Annotated in this window: 23 protein-coding genes, 1 tRNA gene and 1 pseudogene; 15 read left to right on the top strand and 10 right to left on the bottom strand. The window is 63.8% G+C overall.

All coding sequences use genetic code 11. The features are described 5' to 3' along the window. Positions 1–364: pseudogene (locus tag VOI21_RS18530) on the bottom strand (hypothetical protein); the annotation flags it as partial. A 394-nt stretch (positions 365–758) separates the two neighbouring features. Further along, a tRNA-Leu gene (locus tag VOI21_RS18525) sits at positions 759–845 on the bottom strand. A gap of 193 nt (positions 846–1,038) precedes the next feature. On the opposite strand from VOI21_RS18525, the gene lipB reads away from it, so the two are divergent. Continuing rightward, entirely contained in the window at positions 1,039–1,689 is a 651-nt protein-coding gene (gene lipB / locus VOI21_RS18520) for a lipoyl(octanoyl) transferase LipB (protein ID WP_323771437.1), read from the top strand. 207 nt (positions 1,690–1,896) lie between these two features. Here the strand turns inward: lipB and VOI21_RS18515 are convergent, their stop codons facing one another. Beyond that, positions 1,897–2,103: a hypothetical protein gene (locus VOI21_RS18515; protein WP_323771436.1), complete on the bottom strand. Its 207-nt coding sequence runs from the start codon at positions 2,101–2,103 to the stop codon at positions 1,897–1,899. A gap of 297 nt (positions 2,104–2,400) precedes the next feature. After that, positions 2,401–2,607, bottom strand: a complete 207-nt coding sequence (locus tag VOI21_RS18510) for a hypothetical protein (RefSeq protein ID WP_323771435.1) — start codon at positions 2,605–2,607, stop codon at positions 2,401–2,403. A 371-nt stretch (positions 2,608–2,978) separates the two neighbouring features. On the opposite strand from VOI21_RS18510, the gene ctaD reads away from it, so the two are divergent. The 3 genes from ctaD to VOI21_RS18495 all read left to right on the top strand — a co-directional run bounded on the left by ctaD (position 2,979) and on the right by VOI21_RS18495 (position 6,408). Further along, entirely contained in the window at positions 2,979–4,652 is a 1,674-nt protein-coding gene (ctaD, locus tag VOI21_RS18505; RefSeq protein WP_323771434.1) for a cytochrome c oxidase subunit I, read from the top strand. Positions 4,653–4,957: 305 nt separating this feature from the next. Then, complete coding sequence (locus tag VOI21_RS18500; RefSeq protein WP_323771446.1) at positions 4,958–5,452, top strand: DUF2244 domain-containing protein; 495 nt, start codon at positions 4,958–4,960, stop codon at positions 5,450–5,452. Positions 5,453–5,463: 11 nt separating this feature from the next. After that, a complete protein-coding gene (locus tag VOI21_RS18495) occupies positions 5,464–6,408 on the top strand; it encodes a hypothetical protein (RefSeq protein WP_323771433.1) in 945 nt (314 codons plus the stop codon). 46 nt (positions 6,409–6,454) lie between these two features. Here VOI21_RS18495 and VOI21_RS18490 read toward each other — a convergent pair whose 3' ends face one another. Next, a complete protein-coding gene (locus tag VOI21_RS18490; RefSeq protein ID WP_323771432.1) occupies positions 6,455–6,916 on the bottom strand; it encodes a GatB/YqeY domain-containing protein in 462 nt (153 codons plus the stop codon). 183 nt (positions 6,917–7,099) lie between these two features. Between VOI21_RS18490 and carA the strand changes: the two genes are divergently transcribed. Beyond that, the gene (carA, locus tag VOI21_RS18485; RefSeq protein ID WP_323771431.1) at positions 7,100–8,251 is read left to right on the top strand and encodes a glutamine-hydrolyzing carbamoyl-phosphate synthase small subunit; all 1,152 of its coding nucleotides are present in this window, start codon (positions 7,100–7,102) and stop codon (positions 8,249–8,251) included. Between the two features lie 135 nt (positions 8,252–8,386). Then, the gene (locus VOI21_RS18480; RefSeq protein WP_323771430.1) at positions 8,387–10,273 is read left to right on the top strand and encodes a glycosyltransferase; all 1,887 of its coding nucleotides are present in this window, start codon (positions 8,387–8,389) and stop codon (positions 10,271–10,273) included. 94 nt (positions 10,274–10,367) lie between these two features. Here VOI21_RS18480 and VOI21_RS18475 read toward each other — a convergent pair whose 3' ends face one another. Beyond that, positions 10,368–11,018, bottom strand: a complete 651-nt coding sequence (locus VOI21_RS18475; RefSeq protein WP_323771429.1) for a GntR family transcriptional regulator — start codon at positions 11,016–11,018, stop codon at positions 10,368–10,370. Positions 11,019–11,120: 102 nt separating this feature from the next. Here VOI21_RS18475 and VOI21_RS18470 point away from each other — a divergent pair, with 102 nt between their 5' ends. From VOI21_RS18470 to VOI21_RS18460, 3 genes are all read left to right on the top strand, one after another. Next, complete coding sequence (locus VOI21_RS18470; RefSeq protein WP_323771428.1) at positions 11,121–11,765, top strand: pyrimidine 5'-nucleotidase; 645 nt, start codon at positions 11,121–11,123, stop codon at positions 11,763–11,765. Positions 11,766–11,875: 110 nt separating this feature from the next. After that, entirely contained in the window at positions 11,876–12,082 is a 207-nt protein-coding gene (locus tag VOI21_RS18465; RefSeq protein ID WP_323771427.1) for a hypothetical protein, read from the top strand. Positions 12,083–12,140: 58 nt separating this feature from the next. Beyond that, the gene (locus tag VOI21_RS18460; RefSeq protein ID WP_323771426.1) at positions 12,141–13,334 is read left to right on the top strand and encodes a UbiH/UbiF family hydroxylase; all 1,194 of its coding nucleotides are present in this window, start codon (positions 12,141–12,143) and stop codon (positions 13,332–13,334) included. 160 nt (positions 13,335–13,494) lie between these two features. Here the strand turns inward: VOI21_RS18460 and VOI21_RS18455 are convergent, their stop codons facing one another. The 3 genes from VOI21_RS18455 to VOI21_RS18445 form a co-directional block, all read right to left on the bottom strand. After that, positions 13,495–14,619 (bottom strand): aminotransferase class V-fold PLP-dependent enzyme, encoded by a 1,125-nt coding sequence (locus tag VOI21_RS18455; RefSeq protein ID WP_323771425.1) that lies wholly within the window; start codon positions 14,617–14,619, stop codon positions 13,495–13,497. 85 nt (positions 14,620–14,704) lie between these two features. Next, on the bottom strand, positions 14,705–15,160 hold the full coding sequence (locus tag VOI21_RS18450; RefSeq protein ID WP_323771424.1) for an Lrp/AsnC family transcriptional regulator: 456 nt from the start codon (positions 15,158–15,160) through the stop codon (positions 14,705–14,707). Further along, positions 15,157–15,612, bottom strand: a complete 456-nt coding sequence (locus VOI21_RS18445; protein ID WP_323771423.1) for an Lrp/AsnC family transcriptional regulator — start codon at positions 15,610–15,612, stop codon at positions 15,157–15,159. The genes VOI21_RS18450 and VOI21_RS18445 overlap by 4 nt, the downstream gene beginning before the upstream one ends. Before the next feature lie 150 nt (positions 15,613–15,762). Here VOI21_RS18445 and ilvC point away from each other — a divergent pair, with 150 nt between their 5' ends. The 3 genes from ilvC to VOI21_RS18430 all read left to right on the top strand — a co-directional run bounded on the left by ilvC (position 15,763) and on the right by VOI21_RS18430 (position 19,935). Beyond that, positions 15,763–16,785, top strand: a complete 1,023-nt coding sequence (gene ilvC / locus VOI21_RS18440; RefSeq protein WP_323771422.1) for a ketol-acid reductoisomerase — start codon at positions 15,763–15,765, stop codon at positions 16,783–16,785. Between the two features lie 222 nt (positions 16,786–17,007). Further along, positions 17,008–19,302 carry a calcium-binding protein gene (locus VOI21_RS18435; protein ID WP_323771421.1) on the top strand — a complete coding sequence of 765 codons (2,295 nt, stop codon included), beginning with the start codon at positions 17,008–17,010 and terminating at the stop codon, positions 19,300–19,302. A 69-nt stretch (positions 19,303–19,371) separates the two neighbouring features. Then, positions 19,372–19,935, top strand: coding sequence for a hemerythrin domain-containing protein (locus VOI21_RS18430; RefSeq protein WP_323771420.1), 564 nt, complete (start codon positions 19,372–19,374; stop codon positions 19,933–19,935). 277 nt (positions 19,936–20,212) lie between these two features. Here the strand turns inward: VOI21_RS18430 and VOI21_RS18425 are convergent, their stop codons facing one another. Next, positions 20,213–22,027, bottom strand: a complete 1,815-nt coding sequence (locus VOI21_RS18425) for a serine protease (RefSeq protein WP_323771419.1) — start codon at positions 22,025–22,027, stop codon at positions 20,213–20,215. A gap of 172 nt (positions 22,028–22,199) precedes the next feature. On the opposite strand from VOI21_RS18425, the gene VOI21_RS18420 reads away from it, so the two are divergent. From VOI21_RS18420 to glyS, 3 genes are read left to right on the top strand one after another with little or no spacing between them, the layout of a single operon-like run. Beyond that, positions 22,200–23,126, top strand: a complete 927-nt coding sequence (locus tag VOI21_RS18420) for a glycine--tRNA ligase subunit alpha (protein ID WP_323771418.1) — start codon at positions 22,200–22,202, stop codon at positions 23,124–23,126. Between the two features lie 14 nt (positions 23,127–23,140). Next, complete coding sequence (locus VOI21_RS18415) at positions 23,141–23,659, top strand: DUF6446 family protein (protein ID WP_323771417.1); 519 nt, start codon at positions 23,141–23,143, stop codon at positions 23,657–23,659. Then, positions 23,660–25,885: a glycine--tRNA ligase subunit beta gene (gene glyS, locus VOI21_RS18410; RefSeq protein ID WP_323771416.1), complete on the top strand. Its 2,226-nt coding sequence runs from the start codon at positions 23,660–23,662 to the stop codon at positions 25,883–25,885. The last annotated feature ends 227 nt before the right edge of the window (positions 25,886–26,112 follow it).

Raw genomic sequence — 26,112 nt, 5'->3', positions numbered from 1 at the left:
TCGTGAAGTCGCCGTCGTCCAAGGCACCGGTGTTGCCAGTGTTGAAATCGGTGATCGTGTCGTGGCCGTCCCCGGGATTGTAGACAAAGAAGTCGTCGCCCAGCCCGCCGGTAATCGTATCGTCACCGGTGCCGCCGTGAAAAGAGTCGATCGCGGCGGGATTGATGCTCTGCACCACGTCCTCGCCATCAGGGGACTTGTCATTTTCGGTTCCCGTTGTGAAGCCAGCATCGGCGAATGTGCCGAGCGTGGGGACGCCGTCCAATTCGCAGAGTTTAATCGGGGAATGTTGTTTGGACTTCATCCAACTCGCCGCCAGCCGCGGTGGTGTCGTCGCGGGCCCATGCAACCCACTGGTTGCCATGGTCGACCACCTCCGCCTTGTCTGGGGCGATCCCGACCGGATAGCCCGTTTCGGCTGCTCGCCTATGCGAATTTAGCGAGACGACATGCGCAACCATTCTTGTTCGGCGTTCAGCGCTCGGTCCATGAAACCGCAGCGTCTCAGACGACTCAAGAGAGGCAAATGAACCATACGACCGAACTGCAGGCATCTGACAGAGCGCTCTGCCAATTGATCAGGCTCACGGGATGTCGGATGATCAAGACAGCGCAGCGGCCACTACCCGGTTACAAGTTGAGAGCAGAGGTTTCGACGGCCAGTACCATCCCAATCGCAACATGCGGACAAATCGGGGGGATAAACCAAGCTTAACCTCAGACAACCACTTGTCCAGAATAGGCTTTTCAAGAAATTTTGGTGCGGTCGAGAGGACTCGAACCTCCACGGGTGTTACCCCACAGCGACCTCAACGCTGCGCGTCTACCAATTCCGCCACGACCGCACTGTCTTGACTTGGTGGAGGGGTCTCTAACGGAGCCGCGCAAGGTTGTGAAGAGGAAAAAACCCTGTTCGGCGGGTTTCTTGCACAGTCGGACCGGCGCAGCGCGCGCCACCGCCCGCTGGACAAGTCCCCCGATGCCGTGCCATCCCCCAAGGCGGCAAAACGGAGGCGGGGCGTCACCCCCGGACAGCGCATGGAATGGAAGATCACCGAGGGTCTGACCCCCTATGATGAGGCGCTGGCCTTTATGGAGGATCGCGCCACGGCGATTGCCGAAGGCCGGGCCGAAGATTGCATCTGGCTGCTGGAACATCCGCCGCTCTATACCGCCGGCACCTCTGCCCGGATCGAGGATCTCAAAGACCCTGACCGCTTTCCCGTGCATCCCTCCAAGCGCGGCGGGCAGTACACCTATCACGGGCCGGGACAGCGGGTGGTCTATGTGATGATGGACCTCAACAAACGCGGGCGCGACATTCGCTGTTTCGTTCAGGATCTTGAGACATGGGTGATCGCAACGCTGGCCGACTTCAACCTGACCGGCCACATCCGCGACGGCCGCGTCGGCGTATGGATCGAACGGCCAGACCGCCCGCGCCTGCCCAGCGGGGCCATGGCCGAGGACAAGATCGCTGCCATCGGTATCCGGCTGCGCAAATGGGTAAGCTTTCACGGCCTGTCGATCAACGTGGAACCGGACCTGAGCCATTTTGACGGTATCGTGCCCTGTGGCATCACCGACTACGGCGTTACCAGCCTTGTGGATCTGGGCCTGCCTGTCACGATGGCCGATCTGGACGTCGCCCTGCGGACGCAATTCGATCAGGTGATGCTGGGGCGCTGACGGGCCATTGCCCAGCCCAGCAAAGGCGAGGGGCCGTGCATCCGCGCGGCCCCTCCTTGGTCGGGGCAGAAAAATGACCCCGCGTCCGTCTTAAATGTCTTGGTGCTTTCAAATCGTTCGGTGCAACGCGGCCCCGGACAGCGGGCCGCGCCACGAATCCCAAGCCTTGCCAGTCTCAGAGCTTGCCAGTCTCAGAGCTTGCCAATCTCAGAGCTTGCCGGTGAAGACGTGGAACAGGATATCCTCACGGGCGATGCCACGGGTGACAAGTTCGGCGTCGGACATGGCGCGCAGGGCCTCGACGCGGGCGGTGCGCTGGCGGTAACGGCGGTCAAAGGGCGTCTCGAAGAACCGGGCCATACGCTGGCGAAGGGTGGCGCGGCTGCTCACAAAGCTATTGTCGAAATAGGCCATCTTGATCTCCCCCCAGTGGGATGCGTGTCGGGATGTCGTGTTCAGCAGATGGTCTCAATCTACGCCCTTGGCCGCGCCCGCATCAGTCAGGAAACCCGGACAGTCCGGAATACCGGACCTGCGCCGGGCCAAATCGCTGTCTTTGGGGGAAGACGACAAAAAGAGAGGGGGCGCACTCACAACGCCCCCTCTTGCAATCATTGCAAAAAATCGTGGGGCACGCGGCCCGTAAAGGGTTTGGTTCTAAAAACTCTCGACGCCGCCGGGCGGCGCCCGTGACGGTCAGGCCTTCGACAATCAGGCCTTACCGGCGAAGACATGCAGCAGGATATCCTCGCGGGCGATCCCGCGGGCGGCCAGATCGGCGTCCGACAGGGCGCGCAGCGCCGCGATCCGGGCGGTGCGCTGGCGGTAGCGGCGGTCAAACGGCGTCTCGAAGAACCGGGCAACACGCTGCCGCAGGCTGGTGCGGTTGGAAACAAAGCTGCTGTCGAGATAAGCCATTGTGATTTCCCCTTGTCGATCTGGTGCAGGATCTGGTGTCGCTGTGTTGATCCCAAACTAGAAAATCCGCCGCCGCGCCAACAGTCTGGAAACCATGACCGTATGGTTTACCCGACCCACCTGCCCCGCCTGCATCCGCTCGTGAGCGGGCCGGTTGGACCCGCCAGCGCAAACATGCGTTTTCGACAATCCTTTCGATGCCTTGGCACGTGGGGCCACGCCACGGGCCAAGGTGCGACAAAAAGATTTGATCTGCGTCAAATCCGGCCATTGCCGCCCCTAGGGTCACATTCTAAAACGTGAAAGGAACATTGGGCGCGGGCGGATTCCCGATCCGTACCCTATGCATTGGGATCAGCAGGAGGCAAACAATGGCAGACGCCGCCATTCACGGCCACGAGCATGAAGACAACCGGGGGTTCTTTACCCGCTGGTTCATGTCGACGAACCACAAGGACATCGGGATTCTCTATCTCGTCGTCTCGGCATTCGCAGGCTTCATCTCGGTGGCTTTCACCGTCTACATGCGGCTCGAGCTCATGGAGCCGGGCGTTCAGTACATGTGTATGGAAGGCATGCGCCTTTCCGCAGCGGCGATTGCCGATTGTACGCCAAACGGACACCTCTGGAACGTGCTGATCACCGGCCACGGCATCCTGATGATGTTCTTCGTGGTCATTCCGGCGCTCTTCGGCGGTTTTGGCAACTATTTCATGCCGTTGCAGATCGGCGCGCCGGACATGGCGTTCCCGCGGATGAACAACCTGTCGTTCTGGATGTACGTCGCGGGCACCACGCTGGCGGTCTGTTCGGTCTTTTCTCCGGGCGGCAACGGCCAGCTGGGGTCCGGTGTGGGCTGGGTGCTCTACCCGCCGCTGTCCACCAATGAGGCCGGGTTCTCGATGGATCTGGCGATCTTCGCGGTCCACGTCTCGGGTGCCTCGTCGATCCTTGGCGCGATCAACATGATCACCACCTTCCTGAACATGCGTGCCCCCGGCATGACCCTGTTCAAGGTGCCGCTGTTCTCTTGGTCGATCTTTGTCACCTCGTGGCTGATCCTGCTGTCGCTGCCGGTTCTGGCGGGCGCAATCACCATGCTGCTGACCGACCGCAACTTCGGCACGACCTTCTTTGATCCTGCCGGTGGTGGCGACCCGATCCTGTACCAGCATATCCTGTGGTTCTTCGGCCACCCCGAAGTGTACATCGTGATCCTGCCCGGCTTTGGCATCATCAGCCACGTCATCGCGACCTTCGCGCGCAAGCCGATCTTCGGCTACCTGCCGATGGTCTGGGCGCTGATCGCCATTGGCGCACTGGGCTTTGTCGTCTGGGCGCACCACATGTACACCGTCGGCATGTCGCTGACCCAGCAGAGCTACTTCATGCTGGCGACGATGGTCATCGCGGTCCCCACAGGGGTCAAGATCTTCTCGTGGATCGCAACCATGTGGGGCGGCTCGATCGAGTTCAAGACACCGATGCTCTGGGCGTTCGGCTTCCTGTTCCTGTTCACCGCAGGCGGCGTGACCGGCATCGTGCTCAGCCAGGCAGGCATCGACCGCGCCTATCACGACACCTACTATGTCGTGGCGCACTTCCACTACGTGATGTCGCTGGGCGCCGTGTTCGCGATCTTCGCGGGGATCTACTTCTACTTCCCCAAGATGACCGGCCGGATGTACAACGAAACCATGGGCAAGATCCACTTCTGGGCGATGTTCATCGGGGCCAACCTGACCTTCTTCCCCCAGCACTTCCTGGGCCGTCAGGGCATGCCGCGCCGCTACATCGACTACCCGGAGGCGTTTGCCACTTGGAACTACGTGTCGTCCTGGGGCGCTTTCCTGTCCTTCGCGTCCTTCGTGTTCTTCTTCTACGTCATGTTCCACGCGCTGACCCGTGGCGCACGAGTGACGCAGAACAACCCGTGGAACGAATACGCGGATACGCTGGAATGGACCCTGCCCTCGCCGCCGCCCGAACACACGTTCGAGCAGCTGCCAAAGCAGGAAGACTGGGACAAGAGCCCCGCGCACTAAGCGCCGCACTGACCCGACAGACAGAAAAGGCCCCGACACATGTCGGGGCCTTTTTCATAGGCGCCGCGCAAAACCTTCCGCCAGCGCCCGATCAGGCGACATCCGCCGGCCGACACGTCCCGCGCGCCCGCTCCTGCCGCTTGTGCGGGCCGTCCATAGCCCCTGCCACAGGCCTCGAAATCCCCCAAACGCCAGGCCACCAAGGCCGCGACGTGCCATCGCTTTGACGCATCGCATTTCTGAGGTATATCCAATCAGGTAGCGTCGGCGGTCCGGTCCCCCGGCAAATGGAATTCGACAGATCAATGCCCTACCAATGGAAAACCCCAAAGCGTGAAGTCACCCAACATCTGCAACTCTGGCCGCATAACTCGCTGTCACCAGAAGGTTTTGCAGCGATGATCCTTGGGTTCTTCCTGTTTGCGTCATTGCCCCTTTACGGGGTGATCGGCACGGCTGTGCTGTGGGGATTGCTGCCTTTCATGCTGGCCGCCACCGCGGCGCTGTACTATGCGCTGCGTCGCAACCAGCGGGACCGCCGCATTCTGGAGGACCTGACCGTCACACCCGATACCACACGCCTGATCCGGACCAATCCCAAGGGCGACCGACAGGATTGGGAAAGCAACACCTACTGGGTCAAGGTCGCCTGCCACGAGACCGGCGGCCCGGTGCCCTATTACGTCACGCTCCAGGGACAGGGCCGCGAGGTCGAAATCGGCTCGTTCCTGAGCGAGGATGAACGCAAAGCCCTGTTTTCCGACCTGTCCGACGCGGTCCGCCGCGCGGCGCATCCCTGAGGGCGCGCGGCATGGCTCAGGTTCCCGCAACGCCCAAATGGCACCGCGCCGCGCTGCGGCTCTCGGTGGCGCTGGACCGCGAAGGCTGGATTGACCGTCTGACGCCCGCGCCCAGCGAGGCAGCGGCCCTGCGGCTGCGCGACGCGCTGGAAACGCGCGTGCCGCCGCTGCGCAAACAGGTGGTCTTTCTTATCCCGCTGGTTGGCCCGGACAGCGTCGGCGACTGGGAGGCGGTGACCGCGCGCCTGTCCGCGACGCTGGACTGTTTCATCGCGCAAAACGATCCACACTGGCAGGCCGTGATCTGCTGTCAGGACCGCCCGCCCCTGCCCGACGATCCGCGCATCACGTTCCTGCCCTACACCGCGCCGACACCCGGCAATGACAAATGGATGAAGCTGGCCGCGCTGACCGCCCATCTGGACAAGATGGATCTGCCGCCCTGCTACGTCATGAGCTTTGACGCCGACGACCTGCTGCGTCAGGGCAGCGTGCGTGAGATGCTGCGCCGTCAGGCCCCCGGCGGGTATCTGGTGCAATCGGGCTATGTCATGGATGAGGCGGCAGGCACCATCGCGCTGGCCGATGTGCCCACCCTGCGGCAACCGCTGCGCAAACCGTTCTGGAAGCTGTGTGGCTCCTGCGCGGCATTGGGGCATGACCCGGACCTGCCGCAAAGCGCCGCCTTTCTACAGGCGATGACGCAGCACGAACACCGGATGTTCCCCTATCTGGCCGCGCTTGCGGGGCGCAAGCTGTCGCCGCTGTCCGAACCGGCGGTGCTCTACGTGCTGAACCACGGCGAGAATTTCGGCGCGCGGCGCGGTCGGGTCAGTTTCAAGACCCGCTTCGTTGAACGCTTCCGCATCGACGACGCCGAGGAACTCTCGGCCATTGCCGACGGGTTCCCGGTGCCCGATGCCGTCGACGACGAGATGCCGCAAGCGCCCGCCTGACCTCTGCCTGTGGAACGGCCAAGGCCGTGCGGCTTTGCCCCGCCGGTCAGGCCGACAGCCTGTCCTTGACCTTGGGGCCCACCGCGCCGAAATCCATCTGTCCGGTGTATTTCGACTTGAGCACGCCCATGACGCGCCCCATGTCGCGGATCGACTCGGCCCCGACCTCGGACATGGCCGCGTCGATGGCTGCGGCGACTTCCTTGTCGGTCAGCGCGCGCGGCAGGAATTCCTCGATCACCTCGATCTCGGCCAGTTCGCGTTCTGCAAGATCCAGCCGGCTGGCCTCTTCATAGCTCTTTGCGCTTTCGCGCCGTTGCTTGACCATCTTGCCAAGGATCGCCAGCACGCCGCTGTCATCGACGCCCTGTTCGTTGCCTTCGGCCCGGACCGCGATGTCCCGGTCCTTGATCGCCGCGTTGATCAGCCGAAGGGTCGACAGACGCTCACGCGCCTTGTCCCGCATCGCCTGTTTCACCGCCGCGTTCACTCTTTCGCGCAGCTCCATGAGCCCCATCCCCAGTTCTGGTCTCCGAATGCGGCAGGCTACATCATGCCCAGCGGTGTTGCAAGCGCAGCAATTTCCGCCAACCCCCTGATACCAAACGATTTATGTTTTTACTCAAGCACTTGACCCGCGCTGCCCCGCGCAATACGTTCCGGCAAATTTGCCGCCATCGAGGATCTGCTCATGCCCGCTGCTTCCGCACGCCCGACCGCCTGCCTTGCCCTTGCCGACGGCACGCTCTTTTACGGCACCGGGTTCGGGGCCACCGGCCAGACCACGGCGGAACTGTGTTTCAACACCGCCATGTCCGGCTATCAGGAGATCATGACCGACCCATCCTATGCCGGTCAGATCGTCACCTTTACCTTTCCGCACATCGGCAACACCGGCGTGAACCCCGAGGACGATGAGACCAACGATCCCGTCGCCGCCGGGATGGTTGTGAAATGGATGCCGACGCAAAGCTCGAACTGGCGCGCCGCGCAGGAACTGGGTGACTGGCTGGCGACACGGGGCCGCATTGCCATCGGCGGCATCGACACCCGCCGCCTGACCCGCGCCATCCGGCAATTGGGTGCGCCGCATGTGGCGCTGGCCCATGACCCGGACGGCAATTTCGACACCGATGCGCTGGTCGCAGCGGCGCGCGGCTTTCCGGGCCTCGAAGGGCTGGACCTCGCACTGGATGTCACCTGCGCGCAAAGCTATCGCTGGGATGAAATGCGGTGGGCCTGGCCCGAGGGCTATCAGCGCCAGACAGAGGCGCGGCACAAGGTGGTCGCCGTCGACTATGGTGCAAAACGCAATATCCTGCGCTGCCTTGCCTCGGCGGGCTGTGAGGTCACGGTCCTGCCCGCCACCGCCACCTATGATGAGGTCATGGCCCACCAGCCAAACGGCATCTTCCTGTCGAACGGTCCCGGCGACCCCGCCGCCACCGGCGCCTATGCGGTGCCGATGATCCAGCGCCTGTTGTCAGAGGCAAATCTGCCGGTCTTTGGCATCTGCCTTGGCCACCAGATGCTGGCGCTGGCCTTGGGGGCCAAGACCATCAAGATGAACCACGGCCACCACGGGGCAAACCACCCGGTCAAAGAGGTCGAGACCGGCAAGGTCGAAATCACCTCGATGAACCACGGCTTTGCGGTGGACAGCCAGACCCTGCCCGAGGGCGTGCTGGAAACCCATGTGTCGCTGTTTGACGGTTCCAACTGCGGCATCCGCATGGCCGACCGCCCGGTGTTCAGCGTCCAGCATCACCCAGAGGCCAGCCCCGGCCCGCAGGACAGCTTTTACCTGTTTGAACGCTTCGCCGCCTCGATGGACGCGGCCTGACCGGCGCGCAGCCTGAAAAATCTTGCCGGGTTAAGGGTTTGACCGCCGAAAGCGGCCAAACCCGCAGGTCTGGTTAAGACTTCGTTTACCATCTCTGTGCAAACCTTCTGTTAACTGTGTTTATCGGACAGGGGTATGTCGGAGCAACGCCTCCATCTCGCCGCCGCCAAACTGGCGCAGGCAAAGGCCCGCCGCGGTCAGCCCATCAGCCATATCCTGATGGAGGACGGCAATGTTGCCCCCTCCGACATGCTGGGCGCGATGGCAGAGGCCACGCGCATCGACCAGCCGGTGCCGCAGGTTGTGGTGGCAGAGGCCATCGCCTCGCGTGAGGATGTGCTGGACGCGCAGGCCCAGCATTACGGGGCCATGGTCCTGAAACGCGGTGACAGCCCCCCCGATCCCGCTGTCATGGACCTGCTGCCGCCAGAGTTCTGCCTCGAATACGGGGTGCTGCCGTGGATGCGGGTCGGCGATACGCTGTTGCTGGCCACTGCGCGGCCCGATGAGTTTCCGGCCTTGCTGCACCTTCTGCCACCCGACACCGGGCCGGTCGTCATGGCCTTGGCGCTGGAGGCGGATATTCACCACCTGATCTCGGCCCGTGCCGGCGCGAAACTGGCCAAGGCGGCAGAGACATGGGTGCCCGCAGAGGACAGTTGCCGCGACCTGAACCGGACAACGCCGCGCGGGCGGCTCTTGGCCATTGCCGCCGCCGCGATCTGCCTGCTTCTGCTTGTCCTTGCGCCGCACCTGCTGTTCGCCGCCGCGCTGGCGCTGGCGCTTGGGTCACTGGTCCTGTCGCAACTGATGAAGCTGGCCGCCCTCGCCGCCCTGCCCCGCCAGACGACCCCCGCCCCGGCGCGTCTGCCGCCGAACCCGCCGCTGGTGTCGATCCTCGTGCCGCTGTTTCACGAACAGGACATCGCCCGCACGCTGGTTGCGCGGCTGTCGCGGCTGACCTATCCCAAGGCGCTGCTGGACGTGGTTCTGGTGCTGGAGGCAGAGGACAGGCTGACGCGGGACACCCTGTCCCGCACGGAATTGCCGCCGTGGATGCGCACCATCACCGTGCCGCCGGGGCGTGTCACCACCAAACCGCGGGCGCTCAACTACGCCTACCGCTTTACCCGTGGTCAGATCGTTGGCATCTACGATGCCGAAGACGCGCCCGCGCCGGATCAGATCGACCGCGTGGTGGCCCAGTTCCATGACGCCCCTGCGGATGTGGGCTGTCTGCAAGGGATACTGGATTACTACAACCCGCGCGCCAATTGGCTGTCGCGCTGTTTCACCATCGAATACGCCAGTTGGTTCCGCGTGCTTCTGCCGGGCCTGTCGCGTCTGGGGCTGGTCGTGCCACTGGGCGGCACCACGGTCTTTTTTCGCCGCGAGGTGCTGGAAAAGGTTTGCGGCTGGGACGCGCATAACGTGACAGAGGACGCGGATCTGGGAGTCCGTCTGGCCCGCCACGGCTTTCGCACCCACCTGATGCCCTCTGTGACGCGCGAAGAGGCCAATAACCGGTTCTGGCCGTGGATCAAGCAGCGGTCGCGCTGGCTCAAGGGGTACGGGATCACGTGGTGGGTCCACACCCGCCAGCCGCGCAGGCTCTGGCGGGATCTGGGGCCAAAACGCTTTGCCGGGATACAGCTTTTGTTCCTGACCACGCTGGTCCAGTTTGCCCTTGCGCCGGTGCTGTGGTCCTTCTGGCTGATCCTGATGGGCCTGCCACATCCTCTGGACGCGCATCTGACCCGCCCGGTGATCCTTGGCCTCACCACCGTGTTCCTCAGCGCCGAGGCGGTGTCGATCCTTGTCGGGCTGGCCGCACTGGCCCGCAGCCCGCACCGCTTTCTGATGCCTTGGGTGCCAACGCTCTTTGCCTATTTCCCACTCGGGACGCTGGCGATCTACAAGGCCCTGTGGGAGACGATCAAGAACCCGTTTTACTGGGACAAGACCCAGCATGGACGCTCTGCCCCTGACCGCCCGGGCGAGGACCTGCCGCCCGACGCCTGACCGGGGCAAAGGTTAAGACCGGGTAAAAACGCCTCTGTAAGCCATTGATTTATTTAAGGCGTGAGCCTGTCCACGCGTGGACAGGCCATTTGGATCAGACCGACATATGCTCTGCATTGTCCTGTTTGAGGCGGGTGATGAAGGCGACAGAGATATGATCCCGCAGCGCCCGGTAGGCCGCCTCTTCATCGCGGGTCGAGATCGCATCGACAATCGCACTGTGTTCGCCCAAGGCGATCTCCCCGCGCCCCTCCGCCGCCAGCGAGGTCGTCGCCATCAACGCCATCGACCGATAGACAAGGTCCAGTTGCTGCACCAGATAGCGATTGTGCGAGGCAAGGTGAATCATCCGGTGGAACCGCCGGTTGGCCCGCGCCATCGCCGCCGGATCGGCCAATAACGCGCGATCCTCCTCGATCATGTCGCGCAGCACCATGACCTCTTCCTCGGTTGCATGCCGCGCCGCCAGCCGCGCCGCCAACCCCTCCAGCTCGGACCGCACCGCGTACAGCTCGGCCATCTGGTTGTGATCCAATGAGGCCACGATCAGCGACCGCCCGTCCCGCGCCAGCAAAGACTGCGTCTCCAGCCGCTGCAACGCCTCACGGATCGGTGTGCGCGACACGCCGAAACGCTCTGCCAGTTCGCTCTCCACAAGACGGTCGCCGGGCCGGTAAATGCCTGAATCGATCGCCTCGAGGATCATCGTGTAGGCATCTTTTTGTGCCGATTTGACCTCGTGCATCCGAACCCTCCCTGCGTCCACCGCGCCACGATAGCGCCACCGGCCCCGCCGGTTCAAGCTGGGCGGATTGCCGCGCGCCCTGAATCACCCTAGCTAGGTTTCATGACCAAGGACAGATTTGCCCACGTACGGGCCTGGGTCTTTGACCTGGACAACACGCTCTACTCCCCGGCCGTCCGGCTTTTCGACCAGATCGAAGCGCGGATGAACGCCTATGTCTCGCGCGTCACTGGCTTGGCCAAAGAGGACGCCGCCCACCTGCGACGCGACTACTGGGCCCGGTATGGCACCACGCTGGCCGGGTTGATGACGCATCACGAGGTCGATCCCGAAGATTACCTGATCGACGTGCATGACATCTCTTTCGACGCGCTTGCCCCCGATCCGCATCTGGCAGAGCTGATCGCCACCCTGCCCGGCCGTCGCATCGTCTATACCAACGGCAGCGCGCCCTATGCGGCCCAGGTGCTGAAAGCACGCGGGCTGGATGCGGCCTTTGACGCGATCTATGGCGTCGAACACGCCGACTATACGCCTAAGCCCCGGGCCGAGGCCTTTGACCGGATCTTTGCCCTCGACGGGCTGGACCCGACAGAAGCCGCGATGTTCGAGGATGACCCGCGTAACCTCGCCGCCCCGCACGCCTTGGGGATGCGCACCGTCCACGTCGCGCCCGAAGCCACCCCCGCCCCGCATATCCAGCACCACACGGACGATCTCGCAGGTTTCCTGCGGCGGCTGCGCTGATGCACCGGGAATTGGTCCATCAAAGCGCTATCTGAGATGCGTCATTTCGCGCCTGTCCGCATGGCTCGGAAATGTTATGTCCTCTGCAAGACAAATAAGGAGTTGTGAATATGTCGACAGCCGAGCCCCCTGTCACCGCCGACATCGCGAAGACGCCGCTGTCGGGCGAAAAGATGTTTTACCTGATCGCCCTTGTTCTTGTCGCCGTTGGCGCCGGCATGACGCTGCTCTTTGGCCTGCCCGGACTTGCCATGACGGCGCTGGCGCTGGTTCCGGTGATCTACGTCCTGCTTATCGCCATCAGCGTCGGCAAGTAAGCCGCATGGTCTCTGCCCCTGTCGCGCCCTAGATTTCGGAAAAATCGGAGGCAACGGCATGGACTACGACATAGTCATTTCCGGCGGTGGTATCGCGGGCCTGACCGCAACCGCCGCCTTTGCATCTGCCGGGTTCTCGACCCTGTGTGTGGACCCGACCCCGCCAGTGACAACCCGCGACGGCGACGGCGCGGACCTGCGCACCACGGCCTTTCTGCAACCGGCTCAGGCTTTTCTGGATAAGATCGGCCTCTGGCCCCGGCTGGCCGACCATGCCATGCCATTGCAGGTCATGCGCATTGTCGATGCGGGCGGGCCAGTGGCCGAACCACGCGTGACCAAGGATTTCGAGTCCGCCGACATCTCGGGCAAACCCTTTGGCTGGAACCTGCCCAACTGGCTGCTGCGGCGCGAGATGGCCGCGCGGCTGGGTGAACTGGCCAAAGTCGATTTCCGCCCCGGCACCGCCACGACGGCGCTGTTCACCCGCGAGGGCGAGGCTCGCGTGACACTGTCTGACGGCAGCAAGCTGCGCACGCGGCTGGTGGTGGCGGCGGACGGGCGCGGCTCTCCGATGCGGCAAGCCGCGGGAATCGGGGTCAAGACCACGCGGTTCGGGCAAAAGGCGCTGGCCTTTGCGGTCACCCACCCGATCCCGCACTGCAATGTCTCGACCGAGGTTCATCGCACCGGAGGGCCATTCACCCTTGTCCCCTTGCCAGACCTGAATGGGCAGCCCTGTTCCGCTGTGGTCTGGATGGAGGGCGGGCCCAAGGCGGAACGGCTCTTCGCGCTGGACCAATCGGATTTTGAGGCGGAAATGTCGGCCCGCTCCTGCAGCCTGTTCGGCCCGCTGAAGCTGGCCTCGCGCCGCACGATCTGGCCAATCATCGCGCAAGAGGCGGAACGCCTGACCTCTCAACGTCTTGCACTGATCGCCGAGGCGGCCCACGTTGTCCCGCCAATTGGCGCGCAGGGCCTGAACATGAGCCTCAAGGATCTCACCGCGCTGCGCGATCTGGCGATGGACCGCCCCGGGGGGCTGGGCGACCGTCAGATGCTGGACGCCTACCACCGCGCCCGCATTGCCGATATCCGCGCCCGCGTGGCGGGGATCACCGCGCTCAACCGTATCTCACAACTCTCGACAGAACCGCTGCGCGACATCCGCGCAAAGGGTCTGGATGCGCTCTACAGCCTCAAACCCGTGCGCACCTCGCTTATGCGTCTTGGTCTGGGCGCGAGCGGCTAAAAGAAAGGGGGCGCTGCCCCCTCTGCGCCTTGGGCGCATTCACCCCCGGAGGTATTTGGACCAAGAAGAAGCGCAGAACGGTTCGGCTTCTTCTTGGTCCAAATACCTCCGGGGGAGGCTTCCAGCGGAAGCCGGGGGCAGCGCCCCCAGCCCGGTCGCGTCAGAGAACCTCGTCAACGACCTCGCGCAACCGCGTTACTGTGCCATCGACATCATAGAGCTTGTCCAGCCCGAACAGTCCGATCCGGAAGGTCGAGAATTCCGGTGGCTCATCGCATTGCAGCGGCACGCCTGCCGCGATCTGCACGCCCTTCGCAGCAAAAGCCTTGCCCGTCTTGATCTCGGGATTGGCGGTGTAGCAGACCACCACGCCCGGCGCGCCAAAGCCCTCAGCAGCGACGGATGTCACGCCTTTTTCAGCGAACATCGCCCGCACGGCATTGCCCAGCGCCCATTGCGCATCCTTGAGCTTGCCAAAGCCATAGTCGCGGGTCTCGACCATTGTATCGCGGAAGGCGCGCAGCCCGTCGGTGGGCATGGTGGCGTGATAAGCGTGGCCGCCGTCTTCATAGGCCTTCATGATCTGGTGCCACTTTTTCAGATCCACCGCAAAGCTGTCCGAGGCGGTCTCTTCCAGCCGTGCAAGCGCGCGCTTGGACATCATCACCAGACCGGCGCAGGGGGTCGAGGACCAGCCCTTTTGCGGGGCAGAGATCAGCACGTCAACGCCGGTCGCTTTCATATCGACCCAGACGCAGCCAGAGGCGATGCAGTCCAGCACCATCAGCGCCCCCACGTCATGCGCCGCCTTGGCCAACCGGGTCACGTAGTCGTCGGGCAGGATCACACCGGCAGAGGTTTCCACGTGCGGGGCAAAGACCACGTCCGGTTTGACCTCGGCGATCTTGGCCTCGACCTCTTCGATCGGGGCCGGCGCAAAGGGCGCGTCGACCGCGTTGCCCGTGCGCCGCGCCTTCATCACCGTGGTGTCGCCACCAAAGCCGCCCGCGTCAAAGATCTGCGACCAGCGGAACGAGAACCAGCCGTTGCGCACCACCAGCACGTCCGCGCCGCGCCCGAACTGGCGGGCGACCGCCTCCATCCCGTAGGTGCCGCCGCCGGGCACCACGGCCACGGCATCGGCGTTGTAGACCTCTTTCAACATGCCAGAGATGTCGCGCATCACCTGCTGAAAGACGGCGGACATGTGGTTGAGCGAGCGGTCGGTGAAAACGACCGAGAATTCTTCCATCCCCGTGGGGTCGATATCGTCGCGCAAAGGCATGAGGGTTCCTCCTGATTTCACATCCCGTGTTACCGCGCCCGCGCCAGCACGCAAGCGGCAGCCCTGTGTCAGGCCGCCGCAGGTGTCATAAAGGACCGGGGCGGCGTTCCTCACTCAGCAGCACATTGGCATCAATGTTTCCGACACCGGGCAGCGTCATCACGCGGCGCCGCAGGACACGCTCAAAGTCAGCAATATCGCGCGCCACCACCCGCAGGCGGTAATCATAGGCCCCCAGCACATGTTCCACCGTCTGCACTTCGGGGATGGCGGACACCGCGCGCTCGAAATCTTCAAGGCTGACGCGGCCCTTGGTGGCCAGCTTGACCCCCAGAAAGACTGTCACGCCAAAGCCCAGCGCCGGTGCGTCCAGATCCAGCCGTGCGCCGCGAAACACCCCCGCCTCACGCAGCCGCCGGATGCGCCGCCAGCAGGCCGGTTGCGACAGACCCAGTTCCCGGCCCAATGCCCCCGCAGAGGCCGTCGAATCCTCTGCCAAGGCCCGTACCAGTGCGCGGTCGATGTCATCCAGAGCAATCACAGCGGCAGCGCCTCTTGTTCCTTGACCCGCGCCACATGCATCAGCGCCTCGATGTCGGCAATATGCGGCAGGGTCAGCAGGCGCTCGCGGTACAACTGTTGATAATGGCCCATGTCGCGGGCGATCACCGAGAGGCGCACGTCCACCTGTCCCAGAAAGGTCTGGATCTCCAACACCTCGGGCACCTCGCGCGCGGCGGCGATGAATTCGTCGAACGCCCGGCTTTGCGTCTTATCCAAGGTCACGCGCAGGGACACCTCTACCTCATAGCCCAGCGCCCGCCAGTCGATCACGCCGCGCACGCCGTTCAGGATGCCTGCGGTCCGCAACCGCTCCAGCCGCCGCGCCAAAGTCGAGGCGGTCACTCCGGCCCGCTCGGCCAGCGCGCCACCGGCTATCTCCGGCTCTGCCATCATGTGGCGCAGGATGCGCCGGTCCGCGTCGTCAAGCATGATTTCACCACTAATCTCAAGAATCGAGAATGATATATCTTCTTCTTGGGAAAAATACTCAAAAAACGCAACCACTCTCACCGCGCTGGCGGTAGGGTGCCCGCCACAACAACACGACGCCACAAAAACAAGACACGGAAGGAATGCCCCATGCGCGTTTACTATGACCGCGACTGCGATGTGAACCTGATCAAGGACAAGAAGGTTGCTATCCTCGGCTACGGTTCGCAGGGCCACGCCCACGCGCTGAACCTGCGCGACAGCGGTGCCAAGAACGTCGTCGTCGCCCTGCGCGAAGGCTCTGGCTCCATCGCCAAGGCCGAAGGCGAAGGCCTGAAAACCATGGGCATCTCCGAGGCTGCCGCATGGTGTGACGTCCTGATGTTCACCATGCCCGACGAACTGCAGGCCGACACGTGGAACCGCTACGTCAAGGACCACATCCGAGAAGGCGCGGCGATTGCCTTTGCCCACGGTCTGAACATCCACTTCGGCCTGATCGAGGCGCCCAAGGGTGTCGACGTCATCATGATGGCCCCCAAAGGCCCCGGCCACACCGTGCGCGGCGAATACACCAAAGGCGGCGGCGTGCCCTGCCTTGTGGCGGTTCACAACGACGCTTCGGGCAAGGCGCTGGAAATCGGCCTGTCCTATTGCTCGGCCATCGGTGGCGGCCGTTCGGGTATCATCGAAACCAACTTCCGCGAGGAATGCGAAACCGATCTCTTTGGCGAACAGGCGGTTCTCTGTGGTGGTCTGGTCGAACTGATCCGCATGGGGTTCGAGACGCTGGTCGAGGCCGGGTATGAGCCGGAGATGGCCTATTTCGAGTGTCTGCATGAGGTGAAGCTGATCGTGGACCTGATCTACGAAGGTGGCATCGCCAACATGAACTATTCGATCTCGAACACCGCCGAGTATGGCGAGTACGTCAGCGGCCCGCGCATCCTGCCCTACGATGAGACAAAGGCCCGGATGAAGGCGGTTCTGACCGACATCCAGACCGGCAAGTTCGTCCGCGACTTCATGCTGGAAAACGCCGTTGGTCAGCCGTCGTTCAAGGCGACCCGCAAGATCAACGACGAACACCAGATCGAAGCGACCGGCGAAAAGCTGCGCGGCATGATGCCGTGGATCTCGGCCGGCAAAATGGTCGACAAGTCCAAGAACTGAGCCGGCCCGAGCAGATCACATCAAAACGGCAAAGGCCCCGCTTCGGTGGGGCTTTTTTCTGCACAGAGACTGCGTTTTTTCGGACAACCGTTCGTTTCCGCCCTAGGCTCACGTCTATTAACCAAATTGCGCGGGGCGATCCCTTCATGTGGCGGTCCGCAACCGTCCCCGTGGCGGCAAGTCCCCAGCCCCCAGAGCTTGCAACCAGACAGGGATAGTCACATGGCCCTCATCATTCGCAGCACCGACCAGACCACTGCCGACACGATCAGCACCGGCGACGACTATATTCTGCGCGAGGGCGTTCTGCTCAGCAATGACGCCAATACCGCGCTGACCTTTGACACTGTCGGGGGCAGCTATGCCCAGATCGCGGGCATGATCGCCGTGTCCGGTGGGGCATGGGCGCTTCAGGTCAACTCGGACGCGCCAAACGTCACAGTCGGCGTCCTGTCGACCGGATCCCTGTCTGCATCTGACGTCGCGGTCAGTCTTTTGGGGGCGGGTTGGATCGCCAACAATGCGGGCAGTATATCGGGGGGTCAGGGTGCCTCTGGTTTTGCGGTGCAAGTCGGCGGCACCGGGACGGGCGGCGTCTTTACAAATTCCGGCGCGGTCACCGGTAGATATGGCTTTGCTGTCTTTGCAGACGACACCGGGATCACCAACAGCGGCACCATCACCGCCGTACTTGACGCAGTCTTTACCGGCACTTCAGTCGATGACCTGTCGCTGGACAACAGCGGCACCATTCGCGGAGGTGACTCTGCGGTCAGCCTGAACGGAACCAGCAGCACGCTCGTCAATTCCGGCTCTATTGCCGGGGGGGTCAACGGTGTCTTCAGCGGCGCAAATGGCAATGACATTGTCAATTCCGGCACGATTGACGGCGGCAGCTATGGGATCCTTCTCAGCGGGGCAGGCGCTGGCAGCGCGACCCTGATCCAGAACCTTGGGGGGATCACCGGGGCAGATACCGGGCTTCGTTCCTCACAAGAGGTCATCCTGACCTCCTCCGGCGCGCTGTCCGGCTCCAGAGGCATCCACCTCAATGATGGGGCGGATACCTCTATCATATCGAACTCCGGACGGATCGACGGCGATTTCTTCGGAATTGATATCGATGCAGGAGCGGACAACGTGACCGTGGGCAACCAAGGCGTGATCGCTGCGGCGGGGTTTGGCGTAGTGAGCGATGCCGTGAACACGCGGGTCACCAACAGCGGCACAATCGAAACCGGTCCATCAGGCACGGCCGTTTATCTCGGCGCGGCAGGCGGGGTGCTGACCAACAGCGGCACCCTGACCGGACAGGACGCCGTCACCTTTCTGGCCTCCGGCCGGGTGATCAACAGCGGTGAGATCCATGGCTCGCGCTCCGGTCTGGAACTCTATTCCTACATCGCACCCACGCCCGCGATGGTGGTCCACAACGCAGGCACGATCAGCGGCGGCAGCCGGGCCGCCGTCGACAGCTTTATCGATGCCGTCACCCCGCTGGTGGTGCGCAACACCGGGACGCTGACCTCGGACCAGACCGCGGCCATCTCGACCTCCAACGACTCCGCCGTCAGCCTGTTCAACTCGGGCCTGATCATCGGCGGCGCGGGGACAGCCCTGTCCACCGGGACAACCAAGGTCGACCGGGTGACCAACCTGGGCCAGATCGAGGGCAACGTGCTGCTGGCAGGCGGCAACGACGTGATGGTCAACGGCGGCACGGTGATCGGCAATGTCGACCTCGGCTCTGAAAATGACCTGTTTCGCGCCACCGGCGATGGGATCGTCACCGGGCAGGTCATCGGTCAGACCGGCAACGACACGCTGATCGGCGCCAATGGCAACGACAATTTCGCCGGGCTCGCGGGCGCGGACCTTCTGGTCGGCCACGGCGGCGACGACACGCTGTCGGGCGGCGCCGACGCGGACTTGCTGTCGGGCAATGCCGGCGACGACAGCCTCGACGGCGGCACCGAAAACGACACGATCAACGCCGGCGGCGGCAACGACACGCTGCTCGGTGGCGACGGCGACGACGTGCTGTCGGGCCAGGCCGGCGACGACCTGATCGACGGCGGGTTGAACAACGACATCCTCGACGGTGGCGACGGGGTCGACACCCTGCTGGGCGGCGCCGGTGACGACCAGCTGCGCGGACGCGATGGCGTGGATTTCCTGACCGGCGGCGCCGGACGGGACGTGTTGTCCGGCGGGTCGGATGCCGACACCTTCGTCTTTGGCGCGCTGACCGACAGCGTTGTCGGGGCCAACCGCGACGTGATCGTCGACTTCGAGAAGGGCATCGACATCATCAACCTTGTCAACGTCGTACCCGGCGTGCTGAGCTTCCGCGGAACTGCCGGATTTACCGCCAGTGGCACGGCAGAACTGCGCCTGCAGGAAACCGCCGGAGGCTCGACGTTGATCTGGGTCGACGCTGACGGCAACGGCACCGTCGACATGGAAATCAACGTGGCAGGCGTGCAGGGCCTGACGGCAGACGATTTCGGCCTCTGAGGTCGTCGCACGTTCGCTGTGCGCCCCTGCGGATAGTTATATCATAACAATCCGCCCATTTAGGGGGGCATGACCCACGACATCGAAACCCGCAGCGGTCTGCCCGAAGACATGCAGACGCTGCTCCGGGTCCTGCCACGCGATGGCTGGCAGGATCACCCGGGCCTTGCCGACAGCACGCGCAACTGGATGCGCGCCCATCAGGGCTTTCGCCAGTTGGGTGCGATCGTGCAAGACGACACCGAACGCTTTCTGGACAAAGGGCTGGACGATCAGGCCTATGCCGGACGGCTGGCGCATTTCGGCAATCTGCTGGTGCGCAACCTGCACGGCCATCACACGTGGGAAGACCGCAAGTTCTTTCCCGAACTCGAAGGCGCCGACCCGCGTTTTGCCGATGGGTTGCAGATGCTGGAAAGCGATCACGTGGCACTGGACAGCCTGCTGAACCGGTTCACACGGGCCGCCAACCGGACCGTGCAACTGGCCACGCTGGACCCGCGCCAGATGGACGAAGAGGCGCGCCCCGTGCGCGACATGGCCGAAACGCTGGGCGGTTTTCTAGAGCGCCACCTGACCGACGAAGAGGATCTGGTGGTGCCGATCCTGCTGCACCACCGCCTGCGCGAGTAAGGCTCCGCGCGCTGCCGCAGCGTCTTGTTAACCGCGCTGCGGCAAAACCACCGGCGGTCGACCATGAAAACAGGATCAGCGCCCCACCCTCTCGGGGTCCGTTCGATCTGCGCAGAATGGGGCGTCATACGCCCCTCAGTGCCGGGATTGGCACCCCGGCGCAGATGATCCGTTTCCGGCGGCCGCCGGCCTTACATAGCCCAAGTGGGCAAGGCACAAAAAAAACCGCCCCGGTCGATCTGACCGGGGCGGCGTTTCGGCTGCGCGCAGCCCATGTTTACCAGCAGCTCACCAGCACCGTCATCTCTGCGGCCAACGCCGTCAGGTCCTCGGGGGCCAGCGGATCAAGCCCGCCACGCGCCACCGGCTGGATGCCGTTGTTGCGCAGGAAATCAAGGATACGATCCCCCTTGGTGGCAAAGCTCACCTGCTCGGGCAGAACGCGACCGCCCGGCTGATCCTTGGGCAACAGCATTCCCAACACAGTGCCGCCGGTGTCAAAGACCGGACCGCCCGCGTCGCCGGGCAACGCCGACAGCGCCAGCCGCTTGATCCCGTCCTCACCGTTGAGGCCGCGCAGGTCCTCCAGCGTGCCAAAGGTCAGCGTCGGTGCGGTCAGCACGCCGCCAAAGGAAAAGCCCGCCACCGCCACTTCGGACTGCAGCCGCAACTCACCGGACCGGAACTGCGCCACACGGCGCGGGGCAAGCCGTTCCACCGGGCTGAGTACCGCGATGCCCAATGCCTCATCCGTTGCCAGAACCCGCGCGTCATGCACGCCGTTCAGCGTGACACGCTCACAGCCCGCCACCAGAGACGCCGAGGTCAGGACCGTGCCCCGTGCCTCGATGAAGAACCCCGTTGCGCTGGCCTTGGCGGTACGCACCTTGAGGCCCGACACAAGGTCAATCGCCTGCCCGTCATCGCTGACCAGCGCGGGATCCAGCACGCCGTCGATCCGGCGATAGCTGTCCTGCATGATCTTGAGCACGCGGCTGCGCCGTTCCTCATCGCCTGCGGGCCAGATCAGGCCAAAGCCCTTGATCTCACCGTTTTGCAGGCCAACCTCGAAATGCGCGATGATGCGGTCATTTTCACCGATGATGTTGAACCCGCGTCGGTCGCGTGTGCGCTCCCCCTCAACCGGGATAATCTCCAGCGTCTGCATGATCTCATACAGACCGGCAAGGCTGCTTTCATCGCCCGGCTGGCTGACAAGGATCACCCGCGCGCCGATGTCCGTCTTGGGCTTGTAGATCGCAAAGGGAGACTCGTAGCGGTCCAGTTCGACCGCGCCCAGCGGCAGTTGCATGGCGATGCCGACGCGCGCGTCCTCGACCATTTCCATGTCCATGCCCTCAAGCACGGCGTTGTACTGGCGTTGCAGTTCGGCCCGTTGCCGGGTGGTCAGAACGCCGGTCGGGTCGAACTCATTGGCTTCCTGCCAGCGGGACATCGACGCGCGGGTGCCGGGACCAAACGCACCGTCAATGCCGCCATTGTAGAAACCGGCCCACTTGAGCGCGATCTGCAAGGCGTCGCGTTCCTCCCGCGTCAGCTGCGCCTCGGACTGCCGCGCCTGTTGCAGGGTTTCCTCTGGCACGGGCTGCGGTTCCGGATCGGCAACCGCAATCGGGGCTGGATCGGGTGTGGCCGCAGGGGCCGTCACAACCGCCTCCGGGACAACCGGCGCGGGCGTCGGGTCCTGCGGAACGGGCACCACCGGGGCGCCATCGTTGCGCGCGCCCACCGGCCAGAACTGCTGCCCATAGGCGTCGCGCGCCTCGATATAGCTGTCCACCGGGATGCGCCGCGCCTGCAACAGCTCTGTCAGCTTGCCCTGCGCCTGCGGCCGTGTGTAGGGGCCTAGCGCCACACCGTACCATCCGCCGCCCAGCGAAAAGCCGTTCACATCGTCCACCCGATCGGCGTACTCGCGCACGCTGATCTGTGCGCTGGCCAACGATGTGCGCGCCTCAACCTGAATGTAGACGATATCAGCAGCCGCCTGCGACGCCGGATCATCCTGAGCCATAGCCCCCGCCGCGCTCAGAACCAGCACGAAGAGAGCCGAAAAAAGTCTTTGTATCATGGGTGTTATGGACCCCTTGGGTTTACAATCTCAACCTTATCCACCGACCGAGTCTTATCAGAAGACCCGGCACATGCACGCAAAAAGGGCGTGAGCCGCGCCCCTCGTATCAGATTGACCCTGTCGGCGCACCGGCCTAATCAGACGCCAGCCGAAAAAAGGGAGCGCTGACATGGCCGAGAGCCTGCAGAAGCCACGCAGTTTTCAGGAAATCATCCTGCGCCTTCAGACCTATTGGGCGGCCAAGGGCTGTGCGATCCTGCAACCCTACGACATGGAGGTCGGCGCCGGCACCTTTCACCCGGCCACCACCCTGCGCGCGCTGGGGTCGAAACCTTGGGCTGCCGCCTATGTGCAGCCGTCGCGCCGCCCCACCGATGGGCGGTATGGCGAGAACCCCAACCGGCTGCAGCATTACTACCAGTATCAGGTGCTGATCAAACCCAGCCCGCCCGATCTGCAAGAGCTGTATCTCGGCTCGCTGCGGGCCATTGGCATCGACATGGCCCTGCACGACGTGCGCTTTGTCGAGGACGACTGGGAAAGCCCGACACTGGGCGCCTGGGGTCTGGGATGGGAGGTCTGGTGCGACGGCATGGAAGTGTCGCAGTTCACCTATTTCCAGCAGGTCGGCGGGCACGATTGCACGCCGGTTTCCGGCGAACTGACCTACGGGTTAGAGCGTCTGGCGATGTACGTGCTGGGCGTCGATCACGTCATGGACATGCCGTTCAACGATCCCGACGCGCCCATCGCGCTGCAATACGGCGACGTCTTCCGCCAGACGGAAGAGGAATACTCGCGCTGGAATTTCGACGTGGCCGACACGGATGTGCTGCTGCGCCATTTTGAAGAGGCAGAGGCCGAATGCGCCCGCATCCTTGATGCGCCGCACAAGGACCCCAAGACCGGCAAACGTATCATCATGGCGCATCCCGCCTATGACCAGTGCATCAAGGCCAGCCATGTTTTCAACCTGCTGGACGCGCGCGGCGTGATCTCTGTCACCGAACGACAGGCCTATATCGGACGTGTGCGGGCACTGGCCAAGATGTGCGCCGACGCCTTTGTCATGACCGACGCCGGGGGCACCTCGTGACCGCAGGCAAACTCATGGCAGGACTGATCGTGCTCTGCGGCCTGATCGCAGGGGTGTCGATGTATTACCTGCAAGTTTACCATTTCTACGCGGAGGTCCCCGCCACTGGACCCCGTGACGTGATGGTGACCACGCGGACGGGCGACCGCACCCCCCTGCCCCATAGCGATTTCCGTGCCATCGACGCCAACAGCTCGCCCATCCGCTACCGCGCCTGTTTCACCACCGACATCTCTCTGGCAGAGGCCGCGACAACCTTTGAACCCTATGAGAACGCCGATCCCAGAGTCGCCCCCGGTTGGTTCGACTGTTTCGACGCCGAGGCCATCGCCGACGGTATCGACGCGGGCACCACGCGGGTCTTTGTGGGCCAACGCAACATGGATTACGGTATCGACCGCGTCGTCGCGATCACCGAAAGCGGCCAAGGATACGTCTGGCACGAGATCAACGACTGCGGCGACAAGGCCTATGACGGGACGCCCTTGGGCGATGACTGCCCGGACCGCGCCAGTTTCGAGAAGGACAAGTAAATGCCCGATCTGCTGATCGAACTCTTCTCCGAAGAGATCCCCGCCCGGATGCAGGCCAAGGCCGCCGAGGACCTCAAGAAGCTGATGACCGACGGTCTGGTCGAGGCCGGACTGACCTATGCCGGGGCCGAGGCGTTCTCGACCCCGCGCCGTCTGGCGCTGACCGTACACGGGCTGACGGGAGAAAGCCCCACCCAACGCGAGGAACGCCGCGGCCCCAAGGTGGGCGCACCGGACAAGGCGCTGGAGGGCTTTATGCGCGGCGCGGGTGTGACACGGGACCAACTTGAAGAACGGGCCGAGAAAAAGGGCAGCTTTTATTACGCTACCGTGGTGACCCCCGGCCGTCCCGCAGCCGAAATCGTGGCCGAGGTGCTGGAAAAGACCGTGCGCACCTTCCCTTGGCCCAAGTCGATGCGCTGGGGCGCGGGCAGCTTGCGCTGGGTGCGCCCGCTGCACCGTATCCTTTGCCTTTTGACCGATGAGGCGGGCGACCACCCGGTCGACGTGACCATCGACGGCATCAAGGCGGGCCAGACAACCGAAGGCCACCGTTTTATGGGGGACGGCACCTTTGATGTCACCAGCTTTGAGGATTACGAGACCCGGCTGAAACGGTCCAAGGTCGTGCTTTCGGCAGAGGCCCGCGCCGATGCGATCTGGCACGACGCCACCAACATGGCCTTTGCACAGGGGCTGGAGGTGGTCGAAGACCCCGGCCTGCTGCGCGAGGTGGCCGGGCTGGTCGAATGGCCGGTGGTCCTGATGGGCGAGATCGGGCCGCAATTCCTCGACCTGCCGCCAGAGGTGCTGCAAACCTCGATGAAGGAACATCAAAAGTTCTTTTCGGTGAAAAACCCCACTTCGGGCCGGATCGAGAAATTCATCACCGTCGCCAACATCGAGACGGCGGACAATGGCGCGACCATCCTTGCGGGCAACCAGAAGGTGCTGGCCGCCCGCCTGTCGGATGCCAAGTTCTTTTGGGAAAACGATCTGCGCGTCGCCAAGGATGAGGGCCTGAGCGCGTGGACAGAGCGGCTGGGCAACGTCACCTTTCACCACGCGCTTGGCAGTCAGCGCGACCGCATCGCCCGCATCACCGGGCTGGCACGGGAAATCGCGCCGATGGTCGGGGCCGACGCCGGTCTTGCCGCGCAGGCCGCCGACGTGGCCAAGGCCGATCTCAGCTCGGAAATGGTGTATGAGTTCCCCGAATTGCAGGGCCTGATGGGCCGCTACTATGCGCAGGCCGCGGGCCTTGATCCCTCTGTCGCCGCCGCCTGTGAACACCACTACGCGCCGCTTGGCCCCTCCGATGATGTGCCCGACGCGCCGGTTTCCGTCACCGTGGCGCTGGCCGACAAGCTGGACACGCTGACCGGCTTTTGGGCCATCGACGAAAAACCGACGGGGTCCAAAGACCCCTATGCGCTGCGCCGCGCCGCCCTTGGCGTGATCCGTCTGGTGCTGGAGAACGGCCTGCGCCTGCATCTGGATCGGCTGATCGACGCGCAACTGCTGCGCCACAAGATCGTGACCAACGGCGACGAGGGCGAAGAAGAGCTGCGTGAGGAACTGCTGTCAGAGATCGCCGAACACGGCGTCTTTGGCTCGGCGGTGCGCGAAGTGATCGAGCATCTGGGCCAGTCCCGCCCCGCTTGGGTCGACACGGTGGTGGAACACACGCCCGACCTCAGCGATGACCTGCTTGGCTTTATCCACGACCGGCTGAAGGTCCATCTGCGCTCTGAGGGCATCCGCCACGACGTGATCGACGCCTGCCTTGCCATGCCCAACCGCGACGACCTTGCGCTGGTGGTCAAACGGGCGCAGGCCCTGTCCGCGTTCCTTGGCACAGAGGATGGCGGCAACCTGTTGCAAGGCTTCAAACGCGCCAACAACATCCTGACACAGGCGGAAGACAAGGATGGCGTCGAATACAGCTTTGGAGCAGATGTGAAATTCGCCGAAGTCGAGGAAGAGCGCGCGTTGTTCACCGCTTTGCAGGCGGCAGAGGCCCGCATCGCTCCGGCGATGGAGTCCGAGACTTTCGAGACCGCGATGGAGGCCATGGCCGATCTGCGCGCGCCGATTGACGCGTTCTTTGAGGCGGTGCAGGTGAATTCGGACAACCAGGTGGTGCGCCGCAACCGTCTGAACATGCTGGCCAACATCCGCAAGACCTGCCTGCAGGTCGCCGACCTGACAAAGATCGAAGGCTGACTGTCTGACTATGCCAGTGGACGCCGGAGGCAAACCACGCGCCCCGGCGTCTTCTCCGTTAAAGTACCCATTCTACCCGACCTGACCCTGACCACCCGGCCTGCTTCGCCGCCCCGCCCGCAGCCACGGATGGCGCGGCGGCGCGGGGTGGGCGGGTGGGAGCAACGCCGCGCCCGCGCCGGCAGGCGCGCCTGCCCTCGGGCAAGCGCCACCCCCCCTTTTTCCTG

The sequence above is a fragment of the Antarctobacter sp. genome (assembly GCF_034670325.1).
GTDB lineage: Bacteria > Pseudomonadota > Alphaproteobacteria > Rhodobacterales > Rhodobacteraceae > Antarctobacter.
The sequence above is the reverse complement of the archived record's forward strand: the minus strand, read 5'-3'. Positions and strand labels throughout refer to the sequence as shown.